Genomic DNA, 13,870 nt, shown 5'->3' on the forward strand with positions numbered 1-13,870 from the left:
TCCGGACCGGCGCGAGGGTCCATTGCGGTGTAGAAACAGGGCCGAATTACCCGATACTACTGAATCCGGCCGATTTTGCGCGTCGGTTTGGCTTGCGGTTTCCGCCACGCGGCGAGTACCATTCCCCGCGACGCAGATCCGGGGCGCGGGCGGGGGCCTGTCGGGGTCGGGTCGTTCGCTGGGAGGCGGGGAGACATGCGAACGGAACTCACCGGCCGTCGCGCTGGACCCGCACGCTTGCAGGCTTCACACGGAGGTGAGCCGTTCATGTCCAGAATCATTCCCAAACAGGCAACATCCACTGCGCTGGGGACCGCGCATCCACCAGTAGATGCGCGAAGGTTTCGCACCGACCTGTCCCAGCACTGGAGCAGCCCCTACGCGGCGCGACGCATCCATCTGATCGGCATTGGCGGCAGCGGGATGCGCGGCCTCGCCGGGGTCTTGCTTCGCTGCGGCGCGAAGGTCAGCGGGTCGGACCGCACAGGGTTTTCCTCCCAGTCACGGCTGGAAGAACTGGGCGCGACGATCAGCATTGGCCAGGCGCCGATCAACGTGCCCACGGATTGCGATATTGTCGTGTACTCCGCGGCGATCAACGAAGACAACCCGGAGTTGCTCGAGGCCCGGCGGCGAAACATTCCGCTGCGCAAATATGCCGAAATGCTCGGCGAGGTCATGCGGCTGCGCACCGGCGTCGCCATCTCCGGCACGCACGGCAAGAGCACGACGACGGCGCTGACGACCTACCTCCTCCGCCAGGCGCGGCTTGATCCGACGTTTGTCGTCGGGGCCGAGGTGAAACAGCTTGAATCCAGCTCCGGCGTCGGCGACGGGCCGCACTTCGTTGTCGAGGCCTGCGAGTTCGATCGCTCATTCCTCAATCTCGCGCCAAAAATCGCCGCCATCCTCAACATCGAGGAGGACCATCTCGACTGCTTCCCGAATCTCGATGCCATCATTGAGGCGTTCAAGGCCTTCGCCTCGCTCGTACCGGAAGACGGCGTGATTCTCGCGAACGGCGAAGACCGCGCGGTCGCCAAGGCCGTCGAATCCACCCGCGCCCCGATAGAGACATTCGGCTTTTCCGAAGCCTGTACCTGGCGCGCCGTCAACATCGGCCAGACCCGCGGCCATTATCGATTCGACATTCGCCGCGACGGCCGATTTCTGCTGCACGCCCAACTGGATCGACTGCCCGGCCGGCACCAGATCGGCAACGCCCTCGTTGCCACGGCCCTTGCCACGCACGCCGGCGTCACCCCCGCGGCCATCGCCGATGCCCTGATGTCCTTTGCCGGGGCCGATCGGCGGCTGACCCATCGCGGCGAGGTCTCCGGCATTCTTCTGCTCGACGATTACGGTCACCATCCGACGGAGATTCAAGTCACGCTCCGCGCGGTCAAGGAGCAATGGCCCGATCGGAAACTCTGGCTGGTCTTCCAGCCGCATCAGCACTCGCGAACCCGATTCCTGCTCAACGATTTCGCGCGGAGCTTCGCCCTGGCGGATCACTTGCTCGTGCCGGATATTTACTTCGTGCGCGACAGCGCCGCCGAGCGCGACGCCATTTGCAGCGCCGACCTCGTGGCGCGCGTCAGTGCCTGTGGGCAGGACGCGAAATACCTGCCCAGCCACGCTGAAATCGTGGAACACATTGTCACTCACGCCGTCGCCGGGGACATCGTCCTGACCATGGGCGCCGGCGATGTCTGGAAGATCGCCGATGACCTTGTTCGCCGACTTGGCTGACATCTGCCGGCGCGACGAGCCGCTGGCCCCGCGCACCTGGTTCCGCATCGGCGGCCCGGCCGAGTACTTTCTCCTGCCGCGCACCGACGCGCAACTCGCGGCGATCATCCGAAGATGTCACGAATCGGGCACGCCACTGCGATTCCTCGGACTCGGCGCGAACGTGCTCGTCAGCGATCGCGGCGTCCGCGGCGCCGTCGTTCATCTTGGCGACGCGCACTTCAGCGCAATGGATTTTGACGCAGACGCGGCGATCGTCGGCGCCGGCGCCGACATGACCAGGCTCGTCCTCGCCACCGTGCGTGGCGGCCTGGCGGGACTGGAACAACTCGCCGGCATCCCCGGCTCCGTCGGCGGTGGCATCGCCATGAACTGCGGCGGCCGATACGGCGATATCTCGTCGGCGGTTCAATCCGTCACCGTCATCACGCCCCGCGGCGAGATCGTCGAGCGGTCGGCCTCGGAACTCGATTTCAGCTATCGCCATAGCGCGCTGGGGGACGACTGCGTGGTCCGCGTTCGCTTTGCCCTTCGGCGCGAGGATCCGGCCGAGCTGAACCGCCGCTTCCGCGAAATCTGGGATTACAAGAAGGCGACCCAGCCTCCGTTGGGCGACGCCAGCGTCGGCTGCATCTTCCGAAACCCGCCGGGCCAGTCAGCCGGGCTGCTGATCGACCGAGCGGGCCTCAAGGGCACGCGGATCGGCACCGCCTACGTCTCCGACCGCCATGCAAACTTCATTCTCTCCCGGTCTGGCGGGCGGGCGGCCGACGTGCTGGCCCTGATCGGCCAAATTCGCCGACGGGTTCGCGACCATGCGGGGATCATCCTGCAACCCGAAGTACGCATTTGGGCCGATGAAGAAGAGTACGAACAAGCCGATTGGAACAAGGCGGACCGGCCCGCCGCGCTGGCGCCCGCGCCGGCTGCCAACGCCTGACCGCGAAAACGCCGTTGGACGATGCACGACAAGGAGGTTAGCCCCGTGGCCATGACGCACACCCGGTTTGATGTGGAGCGGATCACCCGCGCCGCATCCCGGCAGAAACTCGCGATCACCGTGCTTTCCGGCGGTCCGTCGGGCGAGCGCGAAATCAGCCTGCAAAGCGGGCAGGCCGTCGCCGCCGCCCTGCAATCGCAGGGGCACAACGTTCACGTCGAAGACATCAGCGCCGACAACCTCGGCGCGCTGGCCCGCGCGGTGGATTGCGTGTTTGTCGCGCTGCACGGCACGTTTGGCGAAGACGGGCAAGTGCAGGAGATTCTCGAGCGACGCAACATCGCCTACACCGGCTCCGGCCCTGCCGCGTGCGCGCTGGCGATGGACAAGGCCGCGGCCAAGGAAGCTTTCAAGGGAGCCGGCGTACCGACCCCCCGCTATGCCGTGGCGACCGCGGCCAACTTGCGCGAGGCGCTGGCCGCATGGAGCCTGCCGGTCGTCGTCAAGCCCGTCAAAGAAGGCAGCAGTCTGCATTGCTACATCGTGCGCGAGTTCGATCAGCTTCGCCCCGCGGCGCAGCGTGTGATCGACGCTTACGGCAGCGCGCTCATTGAAGAGTTCATCCCCGGCAAAGAGATCACGGTCGGCATTCTGGGCGATCGCACCCTGCCGCCAATCGAAATTCGCACCAGGCGCGAGTTCTACGATTACAAGGCGAAATACCTCGACGACGACACGCAGTACCTGTTCGATATCGATCTGCCGCCGGCGCTCCTGCAACAGATTGCCGACCAGAGCCTCGCGGCGCATCACGCCCTGGGCTGTCGCGACTTCTCCCGGCTGGACTGGCGCGTCGATCCGTCGAGCGGCAAGGCGTTCTTGCTTGAGGCCAACGTCGTGCCCGGCCTGACCAACCATTCGCTCGTGCCCAAGGCCGCGTCGCAGGTCGGCATCACGATGGCCCAACTGTGCCAGTTCCTGATCGATTCGGCGATCAAGCGGCGTTTTGCCAAGCCGAATGGATGAAGACCTGGCGTCCGACCCGATCAATCTGCGGTGTTTGGCTCAAAACCGACGGTTCAAGGCTGATGGCATAGTTCAAGGCGAGCAACGTGGCCCCGCGAAAAGCAAAAAAGGAATCGTTTCTTCATCGCCTTGGCGCGGCCGTCGGTGAATGGCTGCTGCCTGCCGGCGGCCCTGCCGAGCGCCCGTGGCTTCGATACTCGGTGCGGGTCGCGACCGTGCTGGCGATCATCTTCGCCACGGGGTGGGGCTTCGCGAAAATGGAGCAGCGCGTGGTGTCGCTGGAGCGCTACCAGCAGCCACTCTATCTTGAGTGGGAGCTGCTGCCCGACTGGCTCCAACTGCCAGACAATCGACACATCCTCGATGCACTCGCACGAAGCGTCGACCTGGGCGAATGCGATCGCCAGCTCGACAGCGAACTGGCGTCGCGCATCGGCACAGCCCTGGCCCGGCCGTCCGTCGGCTGGGTGCGTGAAGTCGAGCGGGTGCGTGTGCGCAGCGACGGCATCGTCACGGTGCGCTGCCAGTTCCGCCGCCCGGCCGCATGGGTGCGTTACGGCAAATCGTGCTACCTCGTGGATGAACATCGCGTCCGTCTGCCGGGGCGCTACCAGTTCAACGACAGCAAGGGCAGCGGGTTGATCACCGTGCTGGGCACGCGAACCCCGCCGCCCGCCGTCGGACACGTCTGGGATGCCGCGGATCTTTCGGCCGGGGTCTTGTTGGTTGAATTGCTCAAGGATCGACCGTTTCGCCACCAGGTGACGGCGGTTTACGTTGATAACTACAACGGTCGAGAAGATGCGGCGAAGCCGTACATCGAGCTGGCAACGGATCGCAAAGACTCACGGGTCTGGTGGGGCCGTCCGCCGAATGAGGAATTCGGCCGCGAACCGACGGCGACGCAGAAGATCACGCTGCTGGAATCGCTCTATCGCCAGTGGGGCCGCATCGACATGAACCGGCCTTATGTAAGCGTTACAACCTGGCCCGACCGCGTCGCCATGCCCAAGCCCATGTCCGCGATTGACACGTCGGAGCCTGCCCGTCATCCGGGGATTCGCCTGTTGCGCGGGTAAGCCGGTGCGACCGAAATGCGTGACAAATCGCCGCGTTTCCCGTTCTCCGAGGTTGGTGGATGACGGGATTCACCGTATCCTGTGATGGACCGGAGCCGTGGCGCCGGCGCGAGAAATCGGAACATGACGCTTGACCAACCCATCGCATCCATCGCCCTGACCGATCCGACTTGGTTGAAGACCTTTCAGGAACTGCTGAAGTATTATCTGCCGCCGTTTGATCAGAACTCCCCCGCGCTGAACGTCGGCAGTCTCGTGGCCATTGTGACTGGCGTCTTTCTGACGTTTCGCTGCGCGCGGTACGAACGCGGCGTGGTCTGTGTTTTCGCCCTGTTTGCCGGGTCGTGGGCCGGGTACCGCGTCTCGCTGCTCGCCAACACGCCCGGTCCGATCTCCGCGGCCCTCGGCGCCGTCGTCCTGGCGGCCATCGCCTACCGAACGTATCGCTGGTGGCTGGCGGCCGGCTCGGTACTTGTGTTGTTCTCGATTGCCACGATGTTTCAACTGGGCCGCGGCGATCTGCAACGCTATCTCCCCGCGGCCGGCGAAAGCCGGTCAGCTCCGACAAACAGCGTGCAGCTAAGCTCGCCCGAGGATCAGGAGCGCAACCTGTACCCTGCGGCACAGGATCAACTGGCGAAGATCAAAGAGCGCGTCTGGGCGGAATTGAGCAATCTCGGCCCGCGAGGCTGGCTGCTGCCGGCCTTGGCGGCGATGGTCGGCGGAATCCTGGCCTTCTGGGCGCTGAAGACCTTCGCCGTCATCTGGATCGGCCTGGTGGGGGCCGCGATGGCCGTGATTGGTTTATCTACATTTGTCGGAGCACACTGGCCCGCGGTGCGCGATAACTTCATCAACCAGCCGCAGATCGTCGCCTACTCCGTCATGGGCCTGTGGCTGCTCGGTCTTGTGCTACAGGCGAAAGAGGCTCGTTTCCCCAAGCGAAAGCCCGCGTCCGGCGGCGGCGAGAAGCCCGCGCCGCGACCCGCCTAGCACGCCGGGCCGCACGTCCCTTTCGATCAGGCCTCCAGCGCCGCCTCATCATCAATCGGTTCGGGGAGGTCTGGGCTGTCCACGCCTGATGCACTGCGCGCCGCGGGAGCCGACGAACGTGATGCCTCGCGGTGTCGACGGCCCAGCACATCCACCACGCCGCCGGTCAGCGATTCCACGGCCGAGACGAACGCCGACGTCGGCAGCACCGACATGTCCGCGCCGCAGCGCACCATCGCGGTCATCGACGAGGAAGATCGCACCTCAAGGAACAGCGGCACCGGACCGCGGTGCTTTCGACACGCGTCACGCAGCTGTCCCAGCAGCGACCGATCCTCCGCTCGACTCCCCAGCCGCACAATCACCGACTCGGCCAGGCGATGCGGCGCCTCGTCCAGCGAGAGCACTTCCATCACTTTCACGTTGGGCGTCTCACGGCGCTTGTCGATCCGGCCGCGCAGAAAGACCAGTTTGTCCGGCGCGATCAGATCGCGATGACGTTCCAGCTCGTCGCCATAGACAATTGCCTCGATTGAACCGCTTAGGTCCTCGAATGCCAGCACCGCCAGCTTCGATCCGGCGTTGCGCCCGTTGCGTGTCACCGTGAACCGCAGGCGGCTGATCATCCCCCCCAGCACGACCTCCGCGCCGTCCTGCATGCCGGGGATGTGCGCGATGTCCGCCGTCGAAAAACTGCGCAAGTCCGCCGCGCGCTGCGCCAGCGGATGGCTCGTCACGTAAAAGCCCAGCACGCTCTTCTCGTGCGCGAGCATCTCCGCCTCGGACCACTCCGCGGTCGACAGCGCCGGTCGCGGCGCGGTGGATGACGAATCCGCCGTGAACGATCCAAACATGGTCATCTGACCGCTGGCGCGATCGCGCTGTGCCTCGGCGCCAACCTGCATGGCTTTGTCAAGCGATTCGATCAGCGCCTTGCGCATCGCGCCGGTCGTGTCAAACGATCCGGCCTTGATCAGCGCCTCGATCACGCCGCGATTGACGCACGTCAGATCCACGCGCTCGCAGAAGTCATAAATGCTCTCAAATCGCCCGCCCTTCTCCCGCGCGTCCACAACCGCCTGCACAGCCTTCACGCCGACGCCCTTGATCGCCGCCAGCCCGAATCGCAGGCACGCGCCGCTGCCCGCCGCACCCGGCAGCGGGGTGAAATCCGCGTTGCTGCTGTTGATGTCCGGCGGCTTCACGTCGATCCCCAAGCGCCGACACTCGTCGATGTACTCCACCACTTTGTCGGTGTCGCCCATTTCGTACGTCAGCAGCGCCGCCATGAACTCCAGCGGATAGTACGTCTTCACATACGCCGTCTGGAACGCCACCAGCGCGTAGCCCGTCGAGTGCGCCTTGTTGAAGGCATACTCGCCGAACGGCAGAATGTCGTTGAAAATCCTCTCGGCGGCCTGGCGCGGCACGCCGTGCGCCACCGCACCGGCTATGAACGGCTCGCGCTCGGCTTCGATCATCGCCGTCTTTTTCTTGCTGATCGCCTTGGCGAGTCGAAACGCGCGTTTACGCTCGATCTGGCCGAGCTGGTTCACCAATCGCGCGACCTGCTCCTGGTACACGATGATGCCGTAGGTCTCGGCCAGCACCTCGTCCATGATCGGGTGCGGGCTGGACCAGCGCTCGCCGTGCTTGCGCGAAATGTATTGCTCGATGTATTTCATCGGACCGGGGCGATAGAGCGCGTTGGCGGCGATGAGATCCTCAATGCGATTGGGCCGCATCTTCATCAGCACGTCGCGCATGCCGCCGGATTCAAACTGAAACACGCCGCGCGTGTGACCCTGCGCGAACAACTCATAGACCCGCGCATCCTTCAAATTCAGATTGCCCAAGTCAATCGTCACGCCGTGATTCTGCTGCACGAGCTTGCACGCCAGCGTCAACACGCTCAACGTCCGCAGACCGAGGAAGTCCATCTTCAACAGGCCCACGGCCTCGACCGTCGGCCCCTCGAACTGCGTCATGACTGCGTCGGTCTTGGTGTCCTTGTACAACGGCAGCAACCGATCCAGCGGCTCGTCGGCGATGACCACGCCGGCCGCATGGACCGACGGATGCCGCGCGAGGCCCTCAATTCGCCGGCCGATGTCAATCACCTTGCGCAGGGTCGGGTCGGAATCGTACAGCTTGCGCAGCTCCGGCTCCTGTTTCAGGGCCTTGTCGAGCGTCATTTTCAACTCTTCGGGCACGAGCTTGGCGACGCGGTCGGCCTCGGACAGCGGCACGCCCAAAACACGGCAGACGTCGCGAATCGCCGCGCGGGCCTTGAGCGTGCCGAAGGTGATGATCTGCGCGACGTGGCCGTACTTCTCGCGGACGTACCGAATGACTTCGTCACGTCCATCCTGACAGATGTCAATATCTATGTCGGGCATCTCGTCGCGGTCCGGATCCATGAACCGTTCGAAGTACAAACCGTAGCGCAACGGATCGGGCTGCGACAGATAGAGGCAGTACGCGACGACCGACGAGCAGCCGCTGCCGCGCGCTCCGCACGGGATGCCCCGGCCGCGCGCGTAATGCACGAAATCCCAGCAGATCAGAAAGTAGCTGGAGAACCCCTTGCTCTGAATGACGTTCAACTCATAGTCGATTCGCTCGCGCAGCTCGTCGCCGATCTCACCATAGCGCTCGGCCGCCCCTTCGTAGACGTGGCGGCGCAAGCAGGCCTCCGGCGATTCGCCGTCGGGCGGACGATAGACCGGCGTGTGCCGCGTCTTGAAATCCAGTTCCACGTTGCATCGTTCGGCGATCGCGACCGTGTTCGACATCGCCTCCGGCAAGCTCGGAAACAGCGCTGCCATGTCCGCCGGCGACTTCAGGAAAAACTGGTCCGACGGGAACTTGAACCGATCGGTGTCGGCCTGAAGCGCCCGCGTCGCGATGCAGCAAAGCACGTCGTGCGCCTCGACGTCCTCGTGCCGCAGGTAATGCACGTCGTTGGTGACGATCAGCCCCACGCCCTTGCGATTCGCGAGGTCGATCAACTCGGGGTTAATCAACCGCTGGTCGTCAATGCCGTGATCCTGCAACTCTATAAAAAATCGATCCGGCCCGAAGACCCGGAGATACCAATCGGCGATCTCCGCGGCCGCAGCGCGATTCCGCGCGAGGAGCGTCTGCGGAATCTCCGCCCCGAGGCAGGTGCTCGTGCAGATCAATCCCTCGCTGTGCGCTTCCAGCGTCTCGCGATCGATCCGTGGTTTGTAATAGAACCCCTCGGTGTAACCAATCGACGCCAGCCGCAGCAGGTTGCGATAACCCGTGATGTTCATCGCGAGCAGCAGGAGGTGATAATTCGGGTCGCGCCCATCGGACGATGACTTGTCGAGTCGGCTGCCCGGCGCGATGTAGGCCTCCATGCCGAGGATGGGCTTTACGCCGGCGGCCACGGCAGTTCTGTAAAACTCCACGACGCCGAACAGGTTGCCGTGGTCGGTGATGGCGACGGACGACATGCCGAGGCGTTTGGTCTGATCGATCAATTCATTGATGCGATTGGCGCCGTCGAGCAGGCTGTAATGCGTATGGACGTGCAGATGCGCGAACGGCACGGCGATTTGCGAAGCCGGCGCCTCGCCGGAGATGAGACCATCCGTGGACATGAGCGATGCGGCCTTCGAACGATTCGATCGACCCAATAACAGGCGACGCTGCGTATCCTACGCGCGGCGCGCGACGCTGCCAAGCGACGCCGCCCCGGCTGTGAAAATACGTTTGTCAATTCTTCGCGTCGTCGATCACGCGACTGGATACCACGCGCGGCGCAGCCGTCGAATCCATCTCCCGACGGCCCGAACTGCTTACCCAGGTCTGTGAAACCACTTCCTCGTCGCCTGCGCGAACCGTGTGAATCGTAACTTGACCAACGACCATGCGCCGAGTGAAATACCGCCGCAACGCGCCGCGAAACAGCCGACGCGTCAGGGGTATCAGCAGAAAAACACCGAGCAGGTCTGTCAAAAATCCCGGGGTCACCAGCAACGCCGCCGCCAACAAGATCAGCGCCCCATCGGCCAACTCGTCACCCGGCATCCGGCCACTTGCCAGTTCACCCTGAATCCGCGCCAGCGTTCGCAACCCCTGCCAACGGGCCAAGGTCGCCCCCACAAGCCCCGTGAGGATCACCACCCCTACGGTCAACCAGAAACCAAGCACGCCACCTATCCGGAGCAGCAATATCAGGTCCGCCAGCGGCAACCCGATGAACAGAATTAATAACCAACCCAGCAAGTCACTCCTCCCAGCCAATGAATAATCGCAACATTATGTTATAAATAACGTTACACACTATCCGCCTCGCTTGCCGCTTCACGATCTGTGATCGGCAGCCGTGCCGGACCGCTGGAGGCTAGGTCCAACCGGCCGAGCAGGCAACCCCATTTCGCCGTCTGGCCCGTTTTGTGGCGTTCTCCCGCACGCGGATCGGCCAAGCTCGCCGACAATACTGGTACGTCACGACGACCCGTCCGGCAACATTGAAATCACCCGCAGGTTGTTTGATGCACACCATCCGGCGGTTATATTTCGGCCACGCGGCGCAGGCTCTGTCGACGCCGCACCTTGCACAAGGGGCAGGATGACGCGCCAGACACGGATGTTCAGCCAAATCCCTCCTCGCCGGGCCGTCGCTGTTTTGACGCTCGGGTTGTTCGCCCTTGTTTCCATGATGGGCCTCCTGCAAATCGGACCGCAACCATCGCCGGAGACGATCCGCGCCGAGGGTCGCATCATCGATCGCGTCGAGTTTCAGGGACTTCGTACCGTCGACGAAGCCTACCTGCAAACCGTCATTCGCATTCAACCGGGCACGCCGTGGCGGCGCGAGGAAATCACCGCGGCCGTCGCGCGCCTCGCCGAGACTGGCAAGTTTGAAGGCAGCCCATACGCCGAGGCGCGCGAGGAAGACGGAAAGCTTGTCTGCGTGTTCGTCGTGCAGGAACGACCTTTCGTGACGGAAGTCACGATTCTGGGCAACGAAAAATTCAAGACCGACGAATTGATGAAGGACATCGATCTGTCCGTCGGCTCGCCGATCAGCGAGTTTCTGTTGAATCAGGCCAGGCAGGCCATCGAGCGCAAGTACCGCGAGGCGGGGTATTACCACGTGGCCGTCGAGGTGGATGAGGCGGCCTTGCGCGACGAACAGCGCGTGATCATTCGCATCGCCGAGGGGCCGCGCGTCAAAGTGCGGAAGATACTTTTCGAGGGCAACGCCAGCTTCACTCCACGCCGCCTTCGCGAGCAGATTGAAACCACGACGTACATCTGGCTGCTGCGCACCGGCGCGTTTGACGATGAGACGGCCCAGCGCGACGCCGCCGCACTGAAAAAGTTCTACGTCGACCGCGGATACTTGAACGCCCAGGTCGGGTATCGCATCGATCTGGCGCCGAATCAGAGTGATCTGACCGTCATCTTTCAAATCGATGAAGGACAGCAGCACCTGATCAAGTCGATCGAATACGTCGGCAACCATGTGTACGACAACGATCGCGTCGCCTCTATCATGTCACGCACGAACGTCGGCAGGCCGATCGACGCCGACGTTCTGAAGGAAGATCGAGAGAAACTCGTCGCCGCCTACGGGCAGGAAGGCTACATCTACGCCGAGGTGACGACGACGCACGTCTTCGATGAGGAGGACGGCTACGTCAACCTCACGATCGACGTGAAAGAGCGCGAGCAATACCGTTTCGGCCGAATCGAGATCCGCGGCAACCGCAACACGAAGGACAAAGTCATCCGCCGCGAGCTGCGATTCTTCCCCGAAGAGTTCTACAACACGACCGCCACGAAGGAGGCGGAAAATCGCCTCGTCGAATCGCGTCTCTTCAGCGAGGCGACGATCACGCCGCAGGGCGAGTTGCCCGGCGTGCGCGACGCACTCGTTGAAGTCGCCGAGGCCCAGACGACGACCGTGCTCTTCGGCGTCGGCGTCACCAGCAACAACGGCTTGGTCGGCTCGGTCACGATTGAGAACCGCAACTTCGACCTCTTCGACTGGCCGCGCACCGCGGGGCAGCTCTTCCGCGGACGGGCGTTCAAAGGCGCCGGGCAGACGCTTCGCCTGCAACTTGAGCCGGGCACCGAAGTCAGCCGCGGACGCATCGATTTCCGCGAACCCTATCTGCTCGACCAGGAAATCGGCCTGGGACTGGGCGCCTACGTCTTCGAGCGCGGCCGCGAGGAGTTCGACGAGGAACGTCTGGGGTTCTACACCAGCCTGGATCGTCGCTTCCGCGAGGGCATCCTGAAAGGCTGGGCGGCCGAGACTGCGTTCCGGTTCGAGTACATTGACATCAGCAGCATCGACTGGCTGGCGGCCGACGAGATCAAGGACGACGCCGGTGACAGTTGGCTGACCTCGATCAAGCCGAGCCTCGTGCGCGACACGACCGATAGTGCCTGGCTGCCGTCACGCGGCTATCGCTTCAAGACATCCTACGAACAGGCGGGCGCGATGGGCGGCGACTACAGCTTCGGCAAGCTCATGGTCGAACACGACCACTACTTCACGCTGCACAAGGACACGTTTGACCGCAAGCACATTCTGCATCTCGGCGCGACCGGCGGGCAGATCTTCGGCGATGCGCCGGTCTTCGAGCGGTTCTACGGCGGCGGCATCGGCTCGATCCGCGGCTTTGAGTTCCGAGGCATCAGCCCGCGCGCAGGTCTGCGAGATGACCGCATCGGTGGTGATTTCATGTTTGTCACGACGGCCGAATATTCGTTCCCCATCATGGGCAAGGTACTGCGCGGCGTGGCCTTTACCGACATGGGCACGGTCGAGGACGATTTCGGCATCTCGGATTGGCGGGCCAGCGTGGGCATCGGCGCCCGGCTGTACATCAAGTACTTCGGGCCGATCCCGCTGGCGTTCGATCTCGCCTTCCCCGTCTCCAAGAACAGCGACGACGACACGCAGGTCTTCAGCTTCTCGTTCGGCACGACGTTCTAGCCGATGCGGAGAATATCCGCCGCGCGGGTGAACACGGCCTCGTCAAAGCCCAGCGCGCGTTTCAATTGCAGGTCCTGCTCAATCCACGACGGCATGCGCCGAATCTCTCCCAGCCGCCGGCTGCTCACCATCCGCGCGAAAGGCCAGCGCATGACGGGAATCGGGAAATCGCTCCCCCACACCAGCTTCGCATGCAATTCGCGCCGCCGTGCGAATCGTCGCAGCCAGCTTGTTCGCCCGAAGGCCGCCAGCGCCGAGATATCCGCGTAGATCGGCGCGTCCCGGAATTCTCCGAGCAGCGCCTCCACGAACGCATCGCAAGCCCGGCGGCTGTGCCAGCGGAAGGACGGCGTGGCGACGTGCGCGACAATCGTCGTCGGCATGCGTCCCTCGGCTCGCAGATCGCGCAGCACGCCGAGCATCGGCAGCGCGCTTTCAAACTCCATGTGCTGGCGCGACAGCGACATCTCGCCACCGTAGTGAATCAGCATGGCGACCTTCAGCTCCGCCGCGCGGCGTAGAAACGCGATGGTTCGCTCGTCGGTCGCCGACATGTTCTGGTGAATCGGCAGCCATTTCACCAGCACCGTCCCGGCGCGAACGACCTCCTCCAGCGCCGCCAGCGCCCCGGGCCGATAGGGATGTATCGACGCACCAAAGAGGTACCGATCCGGCCGCGCCGCGCACATCGCCCGAACCAGCGAGTTGGACACATACAGGTCGCTGCCGTACTGCACACCCTTGTCGACCGGGCCGATCGCGCGGCCGGAGTCGTTGCGATACTCATCGAACGCAAGCAGAACAAGCCGATCGACGCCCGTCGCCTTCGAGAAGTGCTCTTGGTAGATCGCCTCGATTCGCGCGTCCAGCTCCGGACCGATCTGGAGGCGCGGGTCGATCTTCAACATGCGCTTCACGAAGAACCATGCGATGCGCTGAAGCAACCGGGGGGAGAAATAGCTGTCGTAGCCGGGGTGCGCCGCGGCGCCGTTCGATTCAAAATCGAAATGGGCGATGGCCGGATCGACGCGCCGAGCGCTGTAGCCGACATGACAATGGACGTCAATCACCATGAGCGACCCGTTGGACCGGCGG

At 63.7% G+C, this 13,870-nt stretch carries 9 protein-coding genes; 6 read left to right on the plus strand and 3 right to left on the minus strand.

Annotation, left to right across the window (positions count from 1 at the left end; genetic code table 11):
* The first annotated feature begins 267 nt into the window (after positions 1–267).
* From murC to HRU71_03375, 5 genes are all read left to right on the plus strand, one after another.
* Positions 268–1,752, plus strand: a complete 1,485-nt coding sequence (murC, locus tag HRU71_03355; GenBank protein ID QOJ02581.1) for a UDP-N-acetylmuramate--L-alanine ligase — start codon at positions 268–270, stop codon at positions 1,750–1,752.
* Positions 1,727–2,692, plus strand: coding sequence for a UDP-N-acetylmuramate dehydrogenase (gene murB / locus HRU71_03360; GenBank protein QOJ02582.1), 966 nt, complete (start codon positions 1,727–1,729; stop codon positions 2,690–2,692). Before murC ends, murB begins: the two co-directional genes overlap by 26 nt.
* Before the next feature lie 45 nt (positions 2,693–2,737).
* A complete protein-coding gene (locus HRU71_03365; GenBank protein QOJ02583.1) occupies positions 2,738–3,718 on the plus strand; it encodes a D-alanine--D-alanine ligase in 981 nt (326 codons plus the stop codon).
* Between the two features lie 86 nt (positions 3,719–3,804).
* Complete coding sequence (locus HRU71_03370) at positions 3,805–4,797, plus strand: hypothetical protein (protein ID QOJ02584.1); 993 nt, start codon at positions 3,805–3,807, stop codon at positions 4,795–4,797.
* Between the two features lie 123 nt (positions 4,798–4,920).
* Positions 4,921–5,790 (plus strand): hypothetical protein, encoded by an 870-nt coding sequence (locus HRU71_03375; protein ID QOJ02585.1) that lies wholly within the window; start codon positions 4,921–4,923, stop codon positions 5,788–5,790.
* A gap of 26 nt (positions 5,791–5,816) precedes the next feature.
* On the opposite strand, the gene HRU71_03380 is transcribed toward HRU71_03375, so the two are convergent.
* Both HRU71_03380 and HRU71_03385 read right to left on the minus strand, forming a co-directional pair.
* Positions 5,817–9,419 carry a DNA polymerase III subunit alpha gene (locus tag HRU71_03380; GenBank protein QOJ02586.1) on the minus strand — a complete coding sequence of 1,201 codons (3,603 nt, stop codon included), beginning with the start codon at positions 9,417–9,419 and terminating at the stop codon, positions 5,817–5,819.
* A 115-nt stretch (positions 9,420–9,534) separates the two neighbouring features.
* Positions 9,535–10,047 carry an FxsA family protein gene (locus HRU71_03385; protein ID QOJ02587.1) on the minus strand — a complete coding sequence of 171 codons (513 nt, stop codon included), beginning with the start codon at positions 10,045–10,047 and terminating at the stop codon, positions 9,535–9,537.
* 346 nt (positions 10,048–10,393) lie between these two features.
* Between HRU71_03385 and bamA the strand changes: the two genes are divergently transcribed.
* On the plus strand, positions 10,394–12,775 hold the full coding sequence (gene bamA, locus HRU71_03390) for an outer membrane protein assembly factor BamA (protein ID QOJ02588.1): 2,382 nt from the start codon (positions 10,394–10,396) through the stop codon (positions 12,773–12,775).
* Here the strand turns inward: bamA and HRU71_03395 are convergent.
* Entirely contained in the window at positions 12,772–13,848 is a 1,077-nt protein-coding gene (locus tag HRU71_03395) for an amidohydrolase family protein (protein QOJ02589.1), read from the minus strand. The genes bamA and HRU71_03395 overlap by 4 nt on opposite strands.
* Between the last annotated feature and the right edge of the window lie 22 nt (positions 13,849–13,870).

Source organism: Planctomycetia bacterium, from assembly GCA_015200345.1.
GTDB lineage: Bacteria > Planctomycetota > Phycisphaerae > UBA1845 > UTPLA1 > PLA3.